The 20,483-nt window shown below is 45.4% G+C and carries 18 protein-coding genes and 1 pseudogene; 14 read left to right on the forward strand and 5 right to left on the reverse strand.

Annotated features, from left to right (window positions below; translation table 11 throughout):
* Positions 1–340: 340 nt before the first annotated feature.
* Positions 341–634 (forward strand): NAD(P) transhydrogenase subunit alpha, encoded by a 294-nt coding sequence (locus JGK36_RS08400; RefSeq protein WP_106150865.1) that lies wholly within the window; start codon positions 341–343, stop codon positions 632–634.
* On the forward strand, positions 631–2,040 hold the full coding sequence (locus JGK36_RS08405; protein ID WP_293178165.1) for an NAD(P)(+) transhydrogenase (Re/Si-specific) subunit beta: 1,410 nt from the start codon (positions 631–633) through the stop codon (positions 2,038–2,040). The genes JGK36_RS08400 and JGK36_RS08405 overlap by 4 nt, the downstream gene beginning before the upstream one ends.
* 382 nt (positions 2,041–2,422) lie before the next feature.
* On the opposite strand, the gene JGK36_RS08410 is transcribed toward JGK36_RS08405, so the two are convergent.
* Genes JGK36_RS08410 through JGK36_RS08420 form a run of 3 tightly spaced genes read right to left on the reverse strand, consistent with a single transcriptional unit; the run spans position 2,423 to position 3,549 of the window.
* Positions 2,423–2,785 (reverse strand): DUF5615 family PIN-like protein, encoded by a 363-nt coding sequence (locus JGK36_RS08410; RefSeq protein ID WP_293178168.1) that lies wholly within the window; start codon positions 2,783–2,785, stop codon positions 2,423–2,425.
* Entirely contained in the window at positions 2,785–3,126 is a 342-nt protein-coding gene (locus JGK36_RS08415) for a DUF433 domain-containing protein (RefSeq protein WP_293178171.1), read from the reverse strand. The genes JGK36_RS08410 and JGK36_RS08415 overlap by 1 nt, the downstream gene beginning before the upstream one ends.
* A 36-nt stretch (positions 3,127–3,162) precedes the next feature.
* Positions 3,163–3,549: a tetratricopeptide repeat protein gene (locus JGK36_RS08420; RefSeq protein ID WP_293178174.1), complete on the reverse strand. Its 387-nt coding sequence runs from the start codon at positions 3,547–3,549 to the stop codon at positions 3,163–3,165.
* A gap of 295 nt (positions 3,550–3,844) precedes the next feature.
* Between JGK36_RS08420 and JGK36_RS08425 the strand changes: the two genes are divergently transcribed.
* The 11 genes and pseudogenes from JGK36_RS08425 to JGK36_RS08475 all read left to right on the forward strand — a co-directional run bounded on the left by JGK36_RS08425 (position 3,845) and on the right by JGK36_RS08475 (position 16,988).
* A complete protein-coding gene (locus tag JGK36_RS08425; RefSeq protein WP_293178177.1) occupies positions 3,845–4,450 on the forward strand; it encodes a COP23 domain-containing protein in 606 nt (201 codons plus the stop codon).
* A gap of 30 nt (positions 4,451–4,480) precedes the next feature.
* A pseudogene (locus JGK36_RS08430) lies at positions 4,481–4,750 on the forward strand (DUF5615 family PIN-like protein); the annotation flags it as partial.
* 38 nt (positions 4,751–4,788) lie between these two features.
* On the forward strand, positions 4,789–5,115 hold the full coding sequence (locus tag JGK36_RS08435; RefSeq protein ID WP_293178179.1) for a DUF433 domain-containing protein: 327 nt from the start codon (positions 4,789–4,791) through the stop codon (positions 5,113–5,115).
* Positions 5,116–5,238: 123 nt separating this feature from the next.
* A complete protein-coding gene (locus JGK36_RS08440; protein ID WP_293178182.1) occupies positions 5,239–5,934 on the forward strand; it encodes a hypothetical protein in 696 nt (231 codons plus the stop codon).
* A gap of 62 nt (positions 5,935–5,996) precedes the next feature.
* The gene (locus JGK36_RS08445) at positions 5,997–6,320 is read left to right on the forward strand and encodes a DUF433 domain-containing protein (protein ID WP_293178245.1); all 324 of its coding nucleotides are present in this window, start codon (positions 5,997–5,999) and stop codon (positions 6,318–6,320) included.
* Positions 6,321–6,515: 195 nt separating this feature from the next.
* A complete protein-coding gene (locus JGK36_RS08450) occupies positions 6,516–9,062 on the forward strand; it encodes a protein-arginine deiminase family protein (protein ID WP_293178185.1) in 2,547 nt (848 codons plus the stop codon).
* A 316-nt stretch (positions 9,063–9,378) separates the two neighbouring features.
* Positions 9,379–9,618: a DUF5615 family PIN-like protein gene (locus tag JGK36_RS08455; RefSeq protein ID WP_293192917.1), complete on the forward strand. Its 240-nt coding sequence runs from the start codon at positions 9,379–9,381 to the stop codon at positions 9,616–9,618.
* Between the two features lie 194 nt (positions 9,619–9,812).
* The gene (locus JGK36_RS08460; RefSeq protein ID WP_293196696.1) at positions 9,813–10,904 is read left to right on the forward strand and encodes a hypothetical protein; all 1,092 of its coding nucleotides are present in this window, start codon (positions 9,813–9,815) and stop codon (positions 10,902–10,904) included.
* Positions 10,905–10,989: 85 nt separating this feature from the next.
* A complete protein-coding gene (gene pruA, locus JGK36_RS08465; protein WP_293196697.1) occupies positions 10,990–13,965 on the forward strand; it encodes an L-glutamate gamma-semialdehyde dehydrogenase in 2,976 nt (991 codons plus the stop codon).
* 517 nt (positions 13,966–14,482) lie between these two features.
* Entirely contained in the window at positions 14,483–16,156 is a 1,674-nt protein-coding gene (locus JGK36_RS08470) for a glycosyltransferase family 39 protein (RefSeq protein WP_293196698.1), read from the forward strand.
* Positions 16,157–16,436: 280 nt separating this feature from the next.
* Positions 16,437–16,988: a hypothetical protein gene (locus JGK36_RS08475; RefSeq protein WP_293200880.1), complete on the forward strand. Its 552-nt coding sequence runs from the start codon at positions 16,437–16,439 to the stop codon at positions 16,986–16,988.
* 181 nt (positions 16,989–17,169) lie between these two features.
* Here the strand turns inward: JGK36_RS08475 and JGK36_RS33820 are convergent, their stop codons facing one another.
* Both JGK36_RS33820 and JGK36_RS08480 read right to left on the reverse strand, forming a co-directional pair.
* Complete coding sequence (locus JGK36_RS33820) at positions 17,170–17,247, reverse strand: hypothetical protein (protein ID WP_367120247.1); 78 nt, start codon at positions 17,245–17,247, stop codon at positions 17,170–17,172.
* 8 nt (positions 17,248–17,255) lie between these two features.
* Positions 17,256–19,178, reverse strand: a complete 1,923-nt coding sequence (locus JGK36_RS08480) for a S8 family serine peptidase (protein WP_293200882.1) — start codon at positions 19,176–19,178, stop codon at positions 17,256–17,258.
* 104 nt (positions 19,179–19,282) lie between these two features.
* Here JGK36_RS08480 and JGK36_RS08485 point away from each other — a divergent pair, with 104 nt between their 5' ends.
* A complete protein-coding gene (locus tag JGK36_RS08485) occupies positions 19,283–20,329 on the forward strand; it encodes a UPF0104 family protein (protein ID WP_293196701.1) in 1,047 nt (348 codons plus the stop codon).
* Positions 20,330–20,483 lie beyond the last annotated feature (154 nt).

The following is a 20,483-nucleotide window of genomic DNA, read 5'->3' on the forward strand; positions in this document are numbered from 1 at the left end:
GCGGCTACACAAACAATGTCCGCCTCCGCGGACTAATGAAGCCCCGGCGATTGAAATCGCGGCTACACAAACAATGTCCGCCTCCGCGGACTAATGAAGTTCTATAGTTACAGGGCTCTGCCTATCAGTGATACCAAATCTGGCTAGAATACCCCTTTTATTTCTTAGTCTGCGGAGGCAGACTTCGTTTGTGTAGTAGCGGTTTCAACCGCCGAATCATCTTTTATTTCTTAGTCTGCGGAGGCAGACTTCGTTTGTGTAGTAGCGGTTTCAACCGCCGAATCTTAATGCAAAACGCAACCGAGAACGAGTTATTTCCAATTACCAATTACCAATTGTCATGGCAGAAGGATTGATTGCAGGTTTAGTGGTGTTTACCCTAGCATCGTTTGTGGGATTTGAAGTTATTAACAAAGTCCCCCCGACGCTACATACACCTTTGATGTCGGGTTCTAATGCGATTTCTGGAATTGCAGTTTTAGGGGCGATTCTAATTTCCGGCCAAGGTAATGTAACTGTTACTTCGATTTTGGGGACGATCGCGATCGCCCTTGCCACAATTAACGTTGTCGCTGGTTTCTTAGTCACCGATCGAATGCTACAAATGTTCAAGAAAAAAGAGGTTAAAGCGTGAGTGATTTTCTGCCAAGTGCCATTCAACTAGGTTATTTAGTTGCCGCATCTTTGTTTATTGTCGGTTTGAAACAGTTGGGATCGCCCGCAACTGCGCGTCAAGGAAATGTGTTAGCTGCGATCGGGATGTTGATTGCGATCGTTGGTACATTACTAGAAAAGCAAGTAGTCAGCTACGAATTAATTGTAGTCGGAATTATCATTGGTTCGATCGCCGGAACAATCATGGCGAAAACCGTGGCGATGACGGATATGCCGCAGATGGTAGGTTTGCTTAACGGCTTTGGGGGCGCGGCTTCTGCCCTCGTTGCTGTGGGGGAATTCTGGCGCTATCTCAGCATCCCGGAATCGCCGGCACCTGATGCGACAATCACGATCCTTTTGGGCGTGTTGATTGGCGGAATCACTTTCACTGGAAGCCTTGTGGCGTTTGCGAAGCTGCAAGAATTGCTACCAGGTGCGCCGATGACGTTTCCGCTACAACAGCCGTTTAATGCCATGCTGGCGATCGCGCTTTTAGCCGGCAGCGGTTATATGCTGGCGAATCCCGAAAATGTCCCGGTATTCCTCGGTTTGGTGGCGATTTCCAATATCCTGGGAATCATGTTTGTGCTCCCGATTGGTGGCGGTGATATGCCCGTGGTGGTGTCGCTACTTAACTCTTATTCGGGGATTGCGGCGAGTGTGGCTGGGTTCATTTTGATGAACAATATGCTGATTATCGCTGGTGCACTTGTTGGCGCGTCGGGGATTATTTTGACGCAAATTATGTGCAAGGGGATGAATCGATCGCTTTCTAGCGTGCTGTTTAGCGCCTTTGGTAGTGGTGGCGGAAGTGCTGCGGCTGCTGGGGCTGCTGCTGGGGCGATCGACAAAACTGTTCGCAGCATTAATCTCGAAGAAAGTGCGATGATGTTAGGCTATGCGCGATCGGTTGTGATCATTCCGGGTTACGGGATGGCTGTAGCGCAAGCACAGCACGCGGTACGCGAGTTAGCCGACGGTTTGGAAAAAATGGGTGTTGACGTGAAATACGCGATTCACCCGGTGGCTGGGCGGATGCCGGGGCACATGAATGTGTTGCTGGCGGAAGCAAACGTGCCTTATCCGCAGTTGTACGATATGGATGACATCAATCCGCAGTTTGAAGAGACGGATGTGGCGTTGGTGATTGGTGCGAATGATGTGGTGAATCCGGCGGCGCGTCACGATACCGCTAGCCCGATTTATGGGATGCCGATTTTGGAGGTTGATAAGGCTAAACATACGATCGTAATTAAGCGCGGAATGAGTGCTGGTTTTTCGGGTGTTGACAATGAGTTGTTTTATAAGGATAAGACGATGATGTTGTTTGGTAGCGCTAAGGATGTGGTTGCGAAGTTGGTTGCTGAGGTGAAGCAGTTGTAGGATTGCGAGGCCTAGAAACCGGGTTTTTTACGAAAAGACGCGCTGTAGTCGATATATTTGATGAAAAACCCGGTTTCTTTGGAGTTAGCAACCATCTTGATTACTCGGCGGTTGAAACCGCGTCTACACAAACAAAGTCCGCCTGCGCGGACTAAGAAAATAAGCGGGTATTTAAGTCTAGTTTGATATCAATATTCTTCAGTCGGCGGAGGCCGACTTCGTTTATGTAGAAGCGATTTCAATCGCCGAATCTTATCTCAGAAAATAAGCGGGTATTTAAGTCTAGTTTGATATCAATATTCTTCAGTCGGCGGAGGCCGACTTCGTTTATGTAGAAGCGATTTCAATCGCCGATTCTTATCTATATTGTCCGCCAGATAAATTAATTTAACGGGATAAATTCAATCCGATCTTGATATTCATTTTCAAAAGATGCTCCCGCAATTTCTATTAATTCGTCAATCACTTTGCCCATATCTGCATTCAAGCGAATTGTGAGAATTCCTAGAACGTGACGACCTTCGGCTGTATGATCTGACAAATGAACTGGCATTGAGCGTCGGTTATTAGTAACAAGGATAAAATTATTATCCTCGCACCAACACAAGATTTCTGGGTCTTTCGTTCCTTTCGGCGGAACACCTTCATCACCAACCATCAAAACAACCAGATCGGATTGATGATACAAAAGCTGCACCCGATATTCAGGATCGATATTTTCGTCTAACAGATATTTGACACTCATTAATAAACTCGATCTAGTTGTTGAGATTTCTGATTTTGCTCTTTAATCTGACGCATTTTCAAGACAAAAGGTGATGGATTGCGATCGTATTCAGCTTCAGCTTTGAGGCAATATTCTAACCAATCTCCTACATATTTACCGACAGTCTTTGTATTTTCCAGATAGTAGAGAATCGTAGCATAAACTTGAGCCATAGTCACTGTCCGAAATTTTTGAGCTATGGCTTCTGGAGTTTGGCAGCGGTGGATGTATTCGTAGAGAATGTGTTCGATACCGACGCGGGTTCCTTTGATGCGGATATCTTCTGGTGTTAAAAATTCAAAGTAATCTTCTAATTGCATGATTGTTGATTATTTATATTTTTACTTGAGATTATATCACATCTTTCGCTGTTCGGTGGAGACGGGCGATCGGGTTTGGTTCCAATAGTCACTGGAAATAGGTATATGCAAAAATCCTTGTTCTCTGGCTGTTTGAAACCATTTTTCTGCTTCAGTGCGATCGGCTGCTACACCATCAGCACCGCACAGATAAATTCCTGCTAAGTTGTTTGAGGCAACACCATAGCCTTGCTCGGCGGATTTGATGTACCATTTAATTGCTTCTAATATTATCCTTTCTCGACCTAATCCTAAATGGTACATACTGGCAATAATGCACTGGGATTCGGCATTTCCTTGTTCTGCTAGTGGTTTTAACAAGCTAAATGCTTGGGTATAATCTTGGTTATTAAAGGCGGCTAGACCTTTTTCTAAGTCAGACATTAACGACGATTAATAAATTTTAAGTAAGTGAACATAAACATCATCATGCCATTGCGAGGAACGAAGCAATCGCCTAGTCTCTGCGATTGCTTCGTTCCTCGCAATGACAGACAATATATTATATGTTTACCTACTTATATACTATAATAGCATTAAACCAATTCAGGAAACATTTTCATGAACAGGGAATTAATTCCCCGGCGGTTTTCGGGAATTCGTTACTTGGCTGATGTAGAAATTCTCAACTTATTATCGCTGTTGTTGTCTATCAAAATTTTATCGAGGATTCAGTACCGTGAGTAATAATGGAAATTTCTTTAACGTCGCAAACCTGACTGTCGGTGTACTAGGTTTGTTTGCGGCTGTTGGCGGTGTCGCCATTGCTTATGCTCAAGGTTGGTCGCCCCTGGTGTTTGGAAAAGATGCTCGTTTTTCCTGCCAAAATCAGCCAGATACTCAGCGGGGAGGTGAAGTTTGGACTGTCATGTACCGTCAGGATAAAGGTCAACAACCTTGGCTAAAAATGGTGACAACTTTAGGCGGTGATTATACGCCTCTAAGACGCTGCGAAATAATTGCTGAACGATTGAACGGTTATCGCAAAGATGGTTTGACTAAGTTAAGTTATCGAGGCGATCCTAATACGCCAAAGCAATACGTGATTTGTGCTAAAACTAAGTTGAGTGGCGATAGTTGTCCGCTGTTGGTGACGTTGAAACCGGGTAGCGATACAGAGGCTTATAACGCAATGCGAGATATGACTGAAAGTTTGCAGAAAGGTACTCCGGTTTATCGGAGCGGGGGCGGGGTTCGCCTATCTTCTCGGTCTTCGCCAGAAATTGATTTAACTCCTTTTTTGGCAGAGGAGGATCGCCTTGCTGGAGCTAATTCTGCTAAGTGATATCATACTTGATAGCCAGCGAATGTCATTGTTTTAACAGTTCAAGAAGCCGGAAACGCAGGATTAGGAATTCCTGATGAGGATGTATTGGCTTTTGCAGTGAGTAATGAACGAGAAGTTTTGACTCTCAATCGAGGTGATTTTATTCGACTGCATCGCTCACAACCAGACCATGCTGGTATTATCATTTGTACTCAAGATAGCAACTGGGAAAGACAGGCGACCCGAATTAATGACGCTATTTCTGCTGAAGAAACATTGAGTGGCAAATTGATTCGAGTTAATCGTCCTTCAATGTAAAGAAAGCCAACCATATAAAATGATTGAGATTGTAAAAAATGGCACTGAAAGAATTAAAAAAACAACTCCTTGCCTTAACTCCCATTGAAAAAACTCAAGCAATACAGCTATTAGTTCAAAGTTTAAGCAATACTTGGCAAGGAATTGAAAAAACTCCGGGCGTATGTGGTGGCGATGCTAGAATTACCAAGACTCGCATACCTATTTGGTCGATCGCAAATTATCGCCTTCTGGGTGCAAATGATGTGCGGATTTTGCAAGACTTTCCTCATTTGAGTGCAGCGGATTTGGCGAATGCTAGGGCTTACACTGAGGCACACCCAGAAGAGATTGAAGCTGCGATCAGAGAAAATGAGGAAGCCTAAAACATGGCACAAATTTCTGCGATCGAAGATTTTAAATATAATAAAATCCTAAAGAATTAATCGAACTGCCAAAGTTGTACTAACCTTAGATCTAAAGTCAATTAAATTCAAAAAAAATCAACTATGTCAGATAAACCTTTTAACATCCGCCAACTAGACGGCCTAGACTATGACGAAGCAGAACCCCTCCTGGAAGATTATCAGGAAACTCTAATCGAGTTATTTGTCAATTCTCCCGAAGGAGAAGAATACGGTAAAACTTATCCAGACGTTGGATCTTGGATATCGCAGTTCATTTATTACGCTTTCAGCTATGAAGGTTTTACACTACCTTGCATGAAAGTGGCAGATGTGGAAACTGTAATCGAAGACTTATTTCCCAGGAAAGTGACTTTGCTTTCGCCGGAAGACGGTGAAAATGCTATCCCGGAATTATTGGCGTTATGGCAATTTTTGAAACGAGAATTTAAACTGCAAAATGCCACTTCAATTATCAAATACCTGCGGGATATTGAGCCGGAATTTCAGGAGATTATGGAAGATTCTTCTAAATTCGGATTTGCCAAATCCTTTGTAACGCTCGGTCATCAAGCAGGGTTTGATATGAGTACGGAGGAAGGTCTAAAACAATTTCAGCAGATATATAATGCTAAAATTGCCCCTACGCTTGCATCTGAAAACTCCGATCTATTTGGATGGTCAAGCAAACCGATCGGTGGTAGTCCTGTCAATGGCTCTAAGGCAAGTAAAGCAAAGCAAAAAAAAGCAAAAAATATGGCGGCTGAATCGAGAAAACGCAACCGCACTAAGAAAAAATAAGGGTTTAGCAAGTATCTATCCTCACTTCACTCTTCTTCTGATTCTTCTCGCCATCTTGCTCGCTGCTTCCCGCCCGCGAAACTTCCAAACTAACAAAAAATCCGGTTGATAAAGCTAAACTCATCAGCATCCTAACTCAAACTTTAACCAACGGTTCTCTAGGCGTTAAAAAAACTCCCGGCGTGTGTGGCGGCGATGCCTGTGTTGGCAATACTCGCATACAAGTTTGGGTACTTGTCGGGTATCGCCGTCTCGGATGCAGCGATGCTGAACTTTTGAAGTGCTATCCCCATTTGACTGCGGCTGATTTAGTCAATGCTTGGGCTTATGCTGATGCTTACCCAGACGAAATTGAAGCAGCAATAGTTAGAAATGAAGCAGCATAAAACATGGCGCAATTACCCATAACAGAAATTACCGACTCCGACAAAGAAACCGGGTTTTTTACAACAATACTTCGTTACTACCGACAGATTAGGTAAAAAACCCGGTTTCTGAACCCCATCCAAAAATCTTACAACTAAATCCCCCATTGAACCCAATATTAGGTAAAATCATCTGGGTGTCTGAGGATTAACTATATGCGCTGGGTTCGATATGTGGCGATCGCGATCGTCAATGCTTTCGGTGTCGTCATCGGTATAATTTGGGTTGCCATCCCTACGACAGTGGCTCAACCTACTCTAAACTACAAACTCGCACTCTCGGCGCGACAACCCGACGGCGACACTCCGCAATCCCTCCCGGAACTCTACAAATTGCGCGATCGCCTCAAGGTACGATTAGATAAACTTGCCCAAACTCCCGACAGCAGTCTGTTTTCTCCCGAATATTGGCAACCAGAAAGCCCCCGCAACCAATCCCAAACTCTTACGCAGCAACTCCAAAACCTTCAAAATCAGATTGAAATAGAAAAACAAGCCAAAAATAACTGGGACGAAGCTGCTAGATTAGCCTCCCAAGCCGTCGTCATTGGACGCACTTCTAAAGCCGATCCCGCTACTTGGGAACAGTCGCAACGCTTTTGGCAATTGGCTATCAATAACCTCCGGCTCATTCCCCACGGTTCTTTTTTGGCTGAACGGGCGATCGACAAAACCATCGAATATCAAGGAAACCTCACTCTCGCTACCTACGAATGGCAAGTAGCACGTTCTGCACAGAAAATTAGAGCCGAGGAAGAACAGGTAAGAGAAATTGCCAGAAAAGAACAAGAGAAGATAGAATTTGCTCGCCGCGAAATAGAGAGACAAGAACAAGAGAAAAAAGAACTCGCCCGCAGAGAAATAGAAAGACAAGAATTTGCAAGGCAAGAATTAGTCCGCAAAGAACAAGAAAAACAAGAACTCGCCCGCCAAGCAAAAGAAAGGGAAGAATTAGCACTAAAAGAACTCACAAGACAAGAATTAGAAAAGCAAGAACTCGCCCTAAAAGAACAACAAAGACAACAATTAGAACTCAATCAACAACCAACTCCTCAACCAACTCCCGAGTCAACCGCAACACCAACTCCCGAATCAACCGCAACCGCAACTCCCACCCCAGTTACGCCCGCAACCTCAGCGACCAACTTCTTCTTTGCCGGAGATACTAACAGAGACGGCAAAATTAATCAGGTAGACGAAGCCGGAAAAGAACAATGGTCATTGTCCAGCGGCGCGCTGATTGTGTATAACGATCGCAATAACGATCGCCGCAGCAAAATACCGACTTGGCAAGAAACCAAGGTTAGCGTTCCTCGCCGCGCAGCAATGCTTTCTCAAGTTAATTTAATCCTGTCGGAAAACTTCAAAGATTCTCAATTATTTATCACCGCTGACAGCATTGGCAGCTCTCACATCAGCGTTTTTCAGAAAACTGCCGACGGCTGGCTACCTGTAGATATATCCGGTACTAAACCCCTAATTTTCAACACGAATATTGTTTTAGGAGTGGAAGCAAAACAATTTGCCGATCGCAATTGGAACGGCCAGGTTAATCTCAAAGCAACTGCCGAAAACAACGGTCAACAAATCGCCACCACCACAATCCAAATGGGCGTTAGTCCTTGGATGATAGCACCAAATACAGCACCCGTAACAGAACTTCAGGTCAGCGACCGAGGCTCGGCTAACAGTGAATTTATCTCCCAACTCAAACAAGCTGTAGAACCCACGGGCGCTCAAGTAAAAATCATCCAGGGCGATAATGCTTGGATGCAAGACAGTCAGAAAAATGGCTACGTTCAAGTTCCCGAAAAATCCGATATGCGTCAAGTTAATGTCGCGATTAAAAGCCCTAGCAATTCAGCGCTCGACAAGCCGGCAAAGTCAACTCAGGAGCGAGATTTAAGAGTATTTAAAATTGGCAAACCTCGCTCTTTAGACCCTGTGAATCAGTGGTCTGATGGCTACGGCAATTTGCAAGTGACGCCACCGATTCCCGGACATCCAATGGGTCGAGTTTATTACGGAAATTCGGGGAATGCTGGTTTTAATCCTGAGGTACTTGATTTTATTCAAGCTCAAAGAATTCAAGGCCCAGCGGTGGATATTGATACTTCTTGGCTTTTGACTCGTCAAGTCGATGAAATTATCAATTTTATTCCCAGTCAAACTCCCGGAAAATATATAATGGCGATCGCCAGTCCAGAAGCCGGAGTTAGGCTGTTGGAAGAATTGGCGGGAAAAGGTTATGGTGATGTTACAATCAATCGCGGCTTGAGCACCGAAACTACAGTCAGGGCTGCATTGAATAATCCTGCTTTAATTCAACACAATCTCAATCTGCAAAAGCAGAAAATCTATCCGATTTTAGAGAAGTTGAAAAGAGAGTTTTCCCTCGCAGACGACCAAATCGTTCAGGTTCCAGCGATGTTTGGCTACAGCGGTTATGCTTGGTGGCCGAATATGGTCAATTCGGTGCCTGTTAACGGTAAGTTGTTAGTCTCAAATCCGCGCGGCCCGATAATTGATGGTCTAGATTACACTCAAGAAAGATTGCGCCAATTGCTGCTTCCTGCTGGTGTTAGCATGAGTTTTCTGGACGATAGATATTATCAAGAATTGAAAGGAAATGTACAGTCGGCGACGAATACTGTGAGGAAGCCTGAACCCCGGCCTTTTTGGCAATCTTTGCCTAATAATTGAGTATCTTGTAGGGGCTGGTTCGCCAAAAATTCCCGCCAAAAACCCACAATCTCAAAAACCCGCCCCCACCCAACGATAAATTCAAATGTACCAATTTTGTAGTCAAAGTAGGGTACGTCGCTACGATAATCTAGGTAATTTACGACAATATATGAGCGACGCACCCGCGCCGCGAGTGATATCGTTTCCGGTTGTATGGAAATGATTTAACCGCAGAGGGCGCAGAGGACACAGAGAGAGAATAGAGAGATTAATAATTCCTATGCAACGGGATTTGATATGAAAGTAGGGTGTGTCGCTGCGATAATCTCGGTAATTGACGACAATATATGAGCGACGCACCCGCGCCGCTGTTACAAACGAACGGGCAGTTTTGACACTAAATCGTATCGATTTTATTCGACTGCACGCTTCACAGCCTAACCATGCTGGTATCATTGTCTGTAAAGACGACCAACAGGACAGACAGAGGATGGCTACACGAATTTCGGAGGCTATTTCTAATGTGGAAACATTGACAGGGAGGCTCCTTAGAGTCAATCGTCCATCTCGATAAATATCAGAGGTTTTAAAAGTTGGTAAATTTGCGATCGCCCCAACCGACAAATTTCTCATAAAATTGGCTTGTAGTGAGGACTTCAGTCCTAAGTGCGATCGTCCCGCCCGCGCCCTCAGCATCATTGGGCTATCACCAGATTTAATATAACGTAAAATGTCTAAAAGCAGTATTTGTACAAAAAATTTAGTCCCATGAGTAACGAACAGGAAAAAAATCAAATTTTGACTCAGCAACCGGAAACAATTGCTACTGACAGCGATGAGTTCGCGAATACTGTCATTACCAATCCCCATACAACCTCCGAACCCGCAGAAACTCTCGCTGAAATCCCCCCAATTGAAGATGCTTTAGCAGCAACTTCCGAACCCCCAGAAACTCCTACAGAAAATCTCCCCAGTGAAAATGTTTTAGCAGCAACTTCCGAACCCCCAGAAACTCCTACAGAAAATCTCCCCAGTGAAAATGTTTTAACAGCAACTTCCCAACCCCCAGAAACTTCCGATGAAATTGCCGCACCCGAAAATATTTTAACGGCAATAGACGAAACAGAAACAATTCCAATTTCCGCCGAAAATGCCCCGGAAACCAGTCAAAATATCGGTGATTTACCTGTTACAAATTACACCGCAAATCCCGATCGCAAACCAAGTCGAATCTGGCAAATATTGGCAATTTTTCTGAGCGGAATGTTAGTCGGTTCCACGATAAGTCTCGGCAGTTTGCTCGCGTGGAGAATGTATCAAGAAAGAGCGAACCTTCAAATCAGATTGCCTTCCGACGTACCCCTGCCTGAAAGCCCTCCCCCTGTTCCAACAGCGCGCGCCTACCGCCAGCCCGGAGTGCCCCCAGCACCCCAGCAGACACTGCCCGCCAACAGCGCACCATCGCCGAATCCGACTCAAGTACCATCGCTCTCAGGCGTTCCGCAACTTGCTTCCCCGTCACCGTTACCTTCTCCGGCGGCGTCTCCCGCTGCGGTGGAAACCCCTGTAACTGAGCGAGTTAGCTTTCCAGCAGGTGCTACCGGAACTACTCTCAGCAATAGTTTGCCAGCCAACAAATCGAAGCGCTACTTGCTAGAATGCAATAGCGGCCAAAGCATGACAGTAAAGGTTCAAGAAGGTCAAGTTAGTGCAGATATTATTGCTCCTAACGGTGAAAAAGTAGGTACTGTTGATAGCACAGGTCAGTGGCAAGGTCAACTAGCCAGCAGCGGCGATTATACTATTGAAATTTCGGGCGATCGCCAAGCAAACTACGGAGTGAAAATTGAAGTCAAATAGCCAGTATAATTGTATCAGGGGGTAGTTGCACAATAGATCGACCCGCCCTGGTTGCCAATTACCCATTACCAATTACTAATTACCAATGGTCGCACAAGTATCTCCAAGCATCTACGAAGCAAAGACTCAGGAAATTGCTAAAGAAATCCTTAAGGCAACTCAAGACAAAAAGCGATCGTTTTTCGGTCAATTGCAAGACCAAATGCGCTGGGACGACAAACTGATGGATTGGGCAATGGCCAGCCCCGGACTGCGGGTGCAATTGTTTCGATTTATTGACTGTTTGCCCGCCCTCCGCAGCAAGCCGGAAATTGCCCGCCACTTGCAAGAATACCTGACTGTGGAAGAGGTAGAATTGCCGGAAGCTTTGAAAAAATTGCTAAGTTTTACTAACGCTGATTCGATTCCTGGACAATTGGCGGCGACGACGGTTGCACCTGCTGTAGAAACTTTGGCGCACAAGTATATTTCTGGGGAAAATATCAAGCAGGTAATTAAAACCTTAGAACGACTTCGCAAAGATAAAATGGGTTTTACAGTTGACCTTTTGGGCGAAGCTGTGATTACTGAAACTGAGGCGGAAGTTTATCTGAATCGCTATTTGGAATTGATGACCGAATTGAGCAGTGCAGCTAAGAATTGGTCGCAGGTAGATGCGATTGATAAGGCTGACGGCGAAACTCTGCCGCGAGTGCAAGTATCTGTCAAGTTAACGGCTTTTTATTCTCAGTTCGATCCGCTGGATGCGAAAGGCAGCGAGGAAAAAGTTAGCGAGAGAATTCGCCTGTTATTGCGGCGCGCTAAAGAGTTGGGTGCGGCTGTTCACTTCGACATGGAACAGTACGAATATAAGAGTTTAACTCTCAGCATTCTCAAAGACTTATTGTTAGAGGAAGAGTTCCGCAGTCGCACAGATGTCGGAATTACAATGCAGGCATATTTACGCGATAGCAAACAAGATTTGCAAGGCATTATTGCTTGGGCGAAAAAACGCGGCAATCCGGTAACGGTGCGTGTGGTGAAAGGCGCTTACTGGGATCAGGAAACTATCAAGGCGATGCAGAAGGATTGGCCGCAGCCTGTCTATAATGACAAGGTTGCTACGGATGCAAATTTTGAGCAGATGACTCAGTTACTGCTGGAAAATCACGAATATTTGTATGCTGCGATCGCAAGTCACAACGTCCGATCGCAAGCCAGGGCGATCGCGATTGCCGAGACTCTCAATATACCGCGCCGCCGCTTTGAGATGCAAGTGCTGTACGGCATGGGCGACAAACTGGCCAAGCTTTTGGTCGATCGCGGTTATCGCGTCCGAGTATACTGTCCCTACGGCGATTTGCTCCCAGGAATGGCTTATTTGATCCGCCGATTGCTGGAAAATACCGCCAACAGTTCGTTTATTCGGCAAAGTTCCGAAGAAATGCCGATCGAACAATTATTAGCCGCACCAGTCGCTAATGGCAACGACCAGATAGCTTACAGCAAAGTATTTCCCAACGTCGCCGATACCGACTACGCCAATACCAAATTGCGGCAACAAGCAGAAGCAGCCATCAAATCAGTGCGCGCCAACCTAGGTAAAACATATTTGCCACTAATCGATGGCGAGTACCAAAACACCGAAACAACAGTTAATTCCCTCAACCCTTCCAATCCCGCAGAAGTAGTCGGAAAAATCGGATTACTGTCTGAAGAACAAGCCAAACAAGCCCTAGAAGCAGCCAAAGCAGCCTCCACAAGTTGGCGCAAAACCCCCGTTCGCCAGCGCGCCGGAGTCCTCCGCAAAGCAGCCGAATTGATGGAACAGCGGCGCCACGAACTGTCAGCTTGGATGGTGTTTGAAGTCGGCAAACCAGTCAGAGAATGCGATGCCGAAGTTTCCGAAGCCATTGATTTTTGTCGCTACTACGCCGACGAAATGGAACGGTTGGAACAAGGACAAAATTACGACATTCCCGGAGAAAACAACCGCTATACCTATCAACCGCGCGGCATTTCTCTGATTATTTCACCTTGGAATTTTCCCCTGGCAATTCCCGTCGGGATGACAGTTGCATCGCTAGTTGCAGGTAACTGTACCTTACTCAAGCCTGCGGAATTTTCCACAGTAATTGCTGCAAAGATAGCTGAAATTTTGCTAGAAGCTGGCATCCCCAAAGGCGTATTTCAATACGTACCTTGCAAAGGTTCAACCGTCGGCGCTTACATGGTGAAACATCCCGACGTTCACATGATTACCTTCACAGGTTCTCAGGAAGTTGGCTGTCAGATTTATGCCCAAGCTGCGATTTTGCAACCGGGACAAAAACACCTGAAGCGAGTAATTGCGGAAATGGGTGGCAAGAATGGAATTATTGTCGATGAAAGTGCGGATTTAGACCAAGCAGTTGCTGGCGTAGTTTATTCTGCCTTTGGATATAGCGGTCAAAAATGTTCCGCTTGTTCGCGAGTAATTGTGGTCGAGTCGGTGTACGATGCTTTTGTGGAAAGATTGGTAGAAGCAGCGCGATCGCTCAATGTCGGCCCTGCTGAAAATCCCGGCACTCAAGTCGGGCCTGTCATCGATGCTACGGCGCAGTCGCGCATCCGCGAATACATCGAAAAAGGTCGCGCTGAAGCTAAGATAGCCTTAGAAATGGCCGCGCCCCAAACCGGTTATTTTGTCGGCCCAGTGATTGTGACGGAAGTCGCGCCGACTGCAACTCTCGCCCAAGAAGAAATTTTCGGCCCAGTTTTGTCGGTGATTCGGGCTCATAATTTCGATGAGGCGATCGCAATTGCTAACGATACAAATTTTGCTTTAACTGGCGGATTGTATTCTCGCACACCTTCGCATATCGATCGCGCCAAAGCCGATTTTGAAGTCGGAAATCTGTACATCAATCGCGGAACCACTGGCGCCGTGGTATCGCGCCAACCCTTCGGAGGATTCAAACTTTCGGGAGTTGGTTCCAAAGCGGGCGGCCCGGATTATTTGCTGCAATTCCTCGAACCTCGTACTATAACTGAAAATATTCAGCGCCAAGGTTTTGCACCGATTGAAGGAGTAGACGATTAATCAGTTGACAGTTGACAGTTGACAGTTGACAGTTGACGATTTGTAGGGGCGAAGCATTTCGGCAGTAAATCTCTGATTCTCACTCATAAGTTATGTGCCGAAATGCTTCGCCCTCTGCAAAAACCAGATGCACCTGTCCTCACTACAAACCATGTTGTCTGTAAGGACTTCAGTCCTCTCTCTGGCTATTAAGAAAGAAAGAAGCACTAATACCATTTTTTTAAAGTTATGACAGACTTTAGAAAACAGGGAAAGGGGATCATCCCGATTGTACAAACATATCCGCAAGGGCGAAGCATTCGCGCCTGTATCCTATCGACTATAGGAGAGATTGTCAGCGCGAATGCTTCGCCCCTACAAAAACGGGATGCTCTGAGCGTGAAAGTGGATTAATTACAATGTCTTGTCGTCCTCGATCTCTATCGGATCTTTAGACAGAAGGACTAAAGTCCTCACTACGAACCGTGTTGTCTGTGGGTGACATCAAAAAAGTTCTGCGAGATTAGCTAGCTAAAAAATGGAATCTACTGAAAATCGCGATCGACTAAATTCTCACAACCCTCCACTTGAGAAGTGGTTGCGATTTTTAATTATAGCCGTATTAGCGATCGGCATTTTATTTCGATTTGTCAATCTCGATCGCAAATTCTACTGGATCGACGAAAACTATACTTCCTTAAGAGTTTCCGGCTACACCGAAGCCGAAATTATCAAACAAATTTCATACCAGAAAATAACTTCGCCCTCGGATTTACAAAAATACCAGCAGATCAACTCCCAAAAAACTTTAAGCAATACCCTCAATTCCTTAACAACCGAAGACCCCCAACACCCGCCACTCTATTACATACTAGCGCGATTTTGGGCGCAATGGTTCGGCAGTTCCGTGGCAACAATGAGAAGTTTGGCCGCCGTCATTAGCTTGCTAGTATTTCCCGCCATTTATTGGCTGGCTTGGGAGTTATTTGAATCCTCTGCTGTGGCTTGGATGGCGATCGCAATTCTCGCCATTTCTCCCTACCACATCCTGTTTGCCCAAGAAGCCAGACAGTACAGTTTGTGGACATTAACTACCATTTTATCCAGTGCAGCCTTATTGCGAGCAATGCGCCCGGATGTCAATCAAAATCCAATGTTGCTGATTTATCACTGGACACTATACGCAGTCACAGCAGCAATGGGATTGTACACCCACTTATTATTTATCTGCGTAGCCGCAGCCCACGCAATCTACGTCGCAGTTATTGCCAACTGGCGCGATGTTAAAACATTTATTGCCTATTATGCAGCAGCAATGGTCGCCTTAATTGGCTTCATGCCTTCCCTCGTAAATATTGTCGAAAACTTCAATCAAGTTAGAAGTACCACAGTATGGGCAGAACAAACAAATCTCTTCAGATTAGTCAGCAGGTGGGTGGGCGCAGTCAGCATAGGATTTTTTGATATTGGCACTGATGGGACTGCCAACGCCGCACAACTAGCCTTGGTAATTCCCGTTGGCATCCTGATTCTAGCTTTAGTCGGCTATTCCCTTTATTTTCTATGCCGGCAAACACCAAAACGGGTTTGGTTATTGATATTATTGTTAATTGCCACAACTGCCTTATTTTTGGCAGTGCCCGATATACTTAAAGGCGGGAGGCGATCGGCAAATCCGCGATATTTAGTTCCTTGTTATGTGGGAATTCAGCTAGCAGTTGCTTACCTGCTGTCTGTGAAAATTAGCAACAATTTTGATAACTCAAAACTGCAAAGACTGTGGAAAATAGTTATAGTTGCACTGTTTTGTGCAGGCATCATCTCCGGTGGAGTTAGTTCTCAAGCCGATAGTTGGTGGAATAAAGGCAGCGGTTGGTTGCGTGCGGAATTAGAAGTCGCAGCGACTGTCAATTCTGCAAGCAATCCCTTAATTATCAGCGATGCGAATATCGCATACATCATGCCTTTAAGTTATCGCCTGCAACCAAAAGTCAAACTGCTAATCCAACCCCGCTGTTACACTTCTTGTTACACAAATCGAGAGTTGGCACGAAAAAAACCAGAACCTCCGAAAATTCCCAGCGGTTTGGGCGAGTTGTTTTTATACAGGCCTTCCTCAGATTTGCGATCGGCAATTGAACAGCAAAACTATCAAATAGATCCGGTTGGCGGTAATGTCGAACTCAATCTGTGGAAACTCACCAAAAAATAATTTATAGCGGTTCTCAAAAAAGTGAGGTACGTTGTTGGGATGGGAGCCCTCTTATATTTATTATATAGTAAGCGAGGTCGCATAAAAAACTCCATTTATAGTCATACCTCATCTTTCTGAGAAAGGCTATAAAAACATTAACTAATCAAAATCTGGTTTGCCGGGAAATACTGCCCAGAAACCTGGTTTTTGGAACTATGTCGCAAGTATAATAGAACATAATTACTTTTTGCGGTAAGCTATGATTTAAGAATCACAAACATAACATCAAAAATCTAAAATGACAGTAACTGAAACCTCCAATATTCGCAGACTGCTGTGCGATCCAGATTTAGGGCTAATCCCTCATCTAGAAAAGTGCCTGCAAGATTTGCACTCTTCCTCGATCGCCAATGGAGAGAAATTTAAGCTAGAACCTTACGATATCGAACTCAACAACTGCCACACTCAGAAGCATCCCAACGACCAAAAACCCCTTGTCACTCAGTCAGTGTTAATGAAAATTCCCCTGACTGGGAAAGTTCAAGACAAGATGCACCTGTATCTGATCGCAAGTGAGTTGCAGAACCAAATCGATATCAAAATTATCGACTGGAGTGCCTTAGAACGCCGCCAATACGACATTCACGGCATCCCCTTAAAGCAGCCGATTACCAAAATAGATGGCGAGATGAATTACGAGTTAGTATTCGATCGACCAGGCTACTGCTGCATCACCCTGTGCCGTCAATTTGACTTGAAGATTGGAGGAACGCAACGGGCAAGATGCCCGTTCCACAAGAATTATTTTTTCTGTGGAACAGGCATCTTGCCCGTTCCCAAATTTAATTAAAACGCAACGGGCAAGATGCCCGTTCCACAAGAATTATTTTTCTGTGGAACGGGCATCTTGCCTGTTCCCAAATTTAATTAAAAGGACTTTTGTAAGAGATATTTTGATCGCTCGGACTTTAGTCCTTCCTCGTAAAACTTCAAGGAAGGACTGAAGTCCGAACGATCGAACTGAATCGAGTTTAAACCGATCGACTCGCCGTTTCCGCCAGAATCTGCTTAATTTGAGCAGGAGTCAGACTGGGATTGGCTTGCAACATCAAAGCTATCACCCCGGATAAAAATATCGATAGGGAACCCCCGGTTGAGAAAGCGACACCGTTGAATAAACGTCCCCAGCATCAGCCCTGCCGCCGTCGCCACCCGGAGCGACAAAATAACTAATTGTGTTAGATCCCGCCCGGTTAGAATAATCGGTAAACAAGCCATTCCGGTTAACTCCACCGACAGTAATGCCTACCTCAGTTGCAAACCTACCCGGATAATCTACATCCGGGCGAGCATCATTCCCTGCCGCCGAAATCACCACCACGCCCTTAGCTTCCGCCGCTTGAATCGCGCTCAATTCTTGATCGTTGAACTGTTGACCGCCAAAACTTACATTAATTATCTTTGCCCCATTTGCCACCGCATAATTAATCGCATTAATTTCATCCCTAATTTTGCCTACTCCTGTGCTGTTGAGTATTTTCAAAGGCATAATCTTGGCAGTCGGAGCCGTTCCAGTTATTCCCACCCCATCCTTTTTCGCCGCAACTAAACCCGAGATATGAGTGCCATGATTGTTATCATCCATTGGATCGTTATCGTTGTTGGCAAAATCCCATCCCCGGAAATCATCTACAAAGCCATTGCCATCATCATCTACGCCGTTGCTAGCTTTATTTCTACCTGTGGCATCAACGCCATTTTCCCCCCCATTGCTCCAAACATTCCCTGCTAAATCTGGGTGATTGTAGTCAATGCCGCTGTCGATAACTGCTACGACAATGCCATCTCCAGTCAAGCCCTTCGCCCAAACTTCTGGAGCTTTAATTAAGTCTCTGCCCCACTCATCGCCGCCCAAGTCGGGAACATCAGGAAAAGTTGGCACACCTTGAGCTTTAGCAACTGCCGCCGCTGCATTCACCAAACCGAACCCAAAACGAGAGTCAAAACCCGGTGAGTTGCTGGGATTGTCAGGAACAATAGTTGCAGGAGTTGCAGATAAATTTAGGGTAAAATTTGTATTACCTTGGTTTTGATAAACTCGGACAAAGTATGTTCCGGCTGCCAAATTTTTGAGATCGATAGACTCTGGCGATAAACCGGGTTCTTTAGCAGAAGCAATAATATCGGTAAAGTCAATAGAATTGTCGCCGTTAATATCTTTAATCACAGCCACGTCAACATCGGCACTAAAACCGCTGACAGTTAATTTAAAGTCGTTATTTGCAGGCAAAGTAAAGCGATAAAGGTTGTCTGGGCGGGCGTTGCTAACCGAGTCAGCGATGGTTTGAGTGCTGCTCAAAACGCCTAAATCTCGGGCTTGGCTGAGTTGGTTGCCCAATACGGCATTTGCAGAGATGAACTTACCGCTGAGGTTTTGTGGTGATGTGTTGGCGACTAAGCCTAAAATAGCACCGGATTGGCGAATTTTAATTACTGTATTGGGAGTGCCGGAAACTGTTTCTAAAGTGAGGTCTGCTTCGGTAAGATTGTCAGTTAGTCCGATCGCATCCTCAAAACTGTTAAAGTCAGCGATCGCGTCTGCAACAGCCGGATCTGAGACTGGGGAGTTGCTGCGAAGGACAAAGGTATCTGCGCCCAAACCCCCTGTCAGCGTATCTTTGCCTCCATCGCCCATTAAAACGTCGCTACCGTTGCCGCCGTTGAGGCTATCATCTCCCCTACCTCCTTGCAAGGTATCGCTGCCCTTACCGCCAAATAGGAAGTCATTGCCGGCACCGCCGTTAAGCAAGTCATTCCCGACACCACCGAAGAGAGTATCGGAATTGCCACCGCCGAGGAGTCTGTCGTTACCATTATCACCGCTGAGGCGATCGGCATCCGAGGCACCGACAATAAAATCATTACCTCCGAGGGCAAAAAGTCCGTTACGATAAGGAGTCAAAAAGCCCGGAGTTAATGCGAAACTATTGGCGCTATCATCTAAAAGATAGGAAAATCCGTCGGGGCTCGGGCCGGCCATAAAAATTTACTCCTTAAATTGCGATCGATCTAAATTTTAGATTTCAAACATGAAATTGTCCTTAATAAATCTACCATCCCAAATTCATTAATCAGGATCGGAAAATGGGAAAACAACACTTGCATCGAATTCAGAATTTTTTCAACCTTGCGAAATCACGTTTAAAGCCTTATTTGCGCTATGTGATTTTGGGCGGCACGTTTTTATTTATTGCCAAAGCTTTTGTAACTCACTGGCGAGAAGTGGCTAATATCCGAATTCGAGCCGAAAGTTTTCCGTTATTGGCGATCGCGGTTGGTATCACGTTACTGTCTCTAATTTTTGTCGGCTGGGTGTGGATGTTAATTTTGCGCGAATTCCGCCAACCTGTCAATGCCGCGTGGGCGATTCAAGTTTTTCTCAAGACTAATATTGCCAAATATTTACCGGGGAATATTTGGCATTTTTGGGGTCGCATCTTGGAGGCCAAAAAGGCAGGCATTGCGCCGAAAGCTGCTACTCTCAGCGTCTTGCTGGAACCGTTGCTGATGGCTTCTGCGGGCGTGCTGATTGGCTTGATTTGTTTTGAGCGCATCAATGGGTGGTTGCGGATTGTCGGTTGTGCTGCTATTTTAACGGCGATTCATCCCCGAATTCTAAATCCGATCGTCCTATTTGTAGAGCGGTTGAAGTTATCCAAGAACAAGGGGGAAAATTCAGAGGTTGGGGATGCTGGGGGCGATCGACTAATTTCGCCTTTAGAGTCTAGCTCCAATCTAGCTAAAAAAATATCTAATGTCAAGTCCGAGCGCCAAAATAATTTGCCAATTAAACGCTATCCTTTAGTGCCGTTAATCGGACAAATCTGTTTTATCGGATTGCGGGGCAGCGGTTTTTTGCTAACGGTAATGGCTTTAAATCCGGTAAATTTTATCGATATTCCCAACTTGTTCGGTGCTTTTGCTTTGGCGTTTGTTGTGGGTTTGGTTGTACCGGGTGCGCCTGGAGGGATGGGAGTATTTGAAGCAACGGCGATCGCCCTTTTGGACGATCGCTTTTCTACGGGTATAATTTTGAGTGCGGTGGCTTTGTATCGGATTATCAGTATTCTGGCGGATGTTTCCGGTGCTGTTTTGGCGAAAATTGATCGGAGGCGCGATCGGTTTATGTAGGGCGGTGGATGGTGAATGATATCAGTTCAGGTTGCACCGTCAGGATACAGGACACGGCAATGCCGTCTCCTGTATCCAAAATAATATTGTAGGGACACGGCAATGCCGTCTCCTAATTTCTTAGGCTATAATCAAACAAGATTGTACAATGTGG

Source organism: Microcoleus sp. PH2017_35_SFW_U_B (assembly GCF_020737865.1).
GTDB lineage: Bacteria > Cyanobacteriota > Cyanobacteriia > Cyanobacteriales > Microcoleaceae > Microcoleus.

Excerpts from the sequence above, each read along its gene's own strand:
- JGK36_RS08485 (WP_293196701.1), top strand. The coding sequence starts at position 19,283 with ATGGGAAAACAACACTTGCATCGAATTCAGAATTTTTTCAACCTTGCG.
- JGK36_RS08415 (WP_293178171.1), bottom strand. The coding sequence starts at position 3,126 with ATGCAATTAGAAGATTACTTTGAATTTTTAACACCAGAAGATATCCGC.
- JGK36_RS08410 (WP_293178168.1), bottom strand. The coding sequence starts at position 2,785 with ATGAGTGTCAAATATCTGTTAGACGAAAATATCGATCCTGAATATCGG.
- JGK36_RS08400 (WP_106150865.1), top strand. The coding sequence starts at position 341 with ATGGCAGAAGGATTGATTGCAGGTTTAGTGGTGTTTACCCTAGCATCG.
- pruA (WP_293196697.1), top strand. The coding sequence starts at position 10,990 with ATGGTCGCACAAGTATCTCCAAGCATCTACGAAGCAAAGACTCAGGAA.
- JGK36_RS08435 (WP_293178179.1), top strand. The coding sequence starts at position 4,789 with ATGGCACTGAAAGAATTAAAAAAACAACTCCTTGCCTTAACTCCCATT.
- JGK36_RS08440 (WP_293178182.1), top strand. The coding sequence starts at position 5,239 with ATGTCAGATAAACCTTTTAACATCCGCCAACTAGACGGCCTAGACTAT.
- JGK36_RS08460 (WP_293196696.1), top strand. The coding sequence starts at position 9,813 with ATGAGTAACGAACAGGAAAAAAATCAAATTTTGACTCAGCAACCGGAA.
- JGK36_RS08470 (WP_293196698.1), top strand. The coding sequence starts at position 14,483 with ATGGAATCTACTGAAAATCGCGATCGACTAAATTCTCACAACCCTCCA.
- JGK36_RS08420 (WP_293178174.1), bottom strand. The coding sequence starts at position 3,549 with ATGTCTGACTTAGAAAAAGGTCTAGCCGCCTTTAATAACCAAGATTAT.
- JGK36_RS33820 (WP_367120247.1), bottom strand. The coding sequence starts at position 17,247 with ATGTTGCAAGCCAATCCCAGTCTGACTCCTGCTCAAATTAAGCAGATT.
- JGK36_RS08475 (WP_293200880.1), top strand. The coding sequence starts at position 16,437 with ATGACAGTAACTGAAACCTCCAATATTCGCAGACTGCTGTGCGATCCA.
- JGK36_RS08480 (WP_293200882.1), bottom strand. The coding sequence starts at position 19,178 with ATGGCCGGCCCGAGCCCCGACGGATTTTCCTATCTTTTAGATGATAGC.
- JGK36_RS08450 (WP_293178185.1), top strand. The coding sequence starts at position 6,516 with ATGCGCTGGGTTCGATATGTGGCGATCGCGATCGTCAATGCTTTCGGT.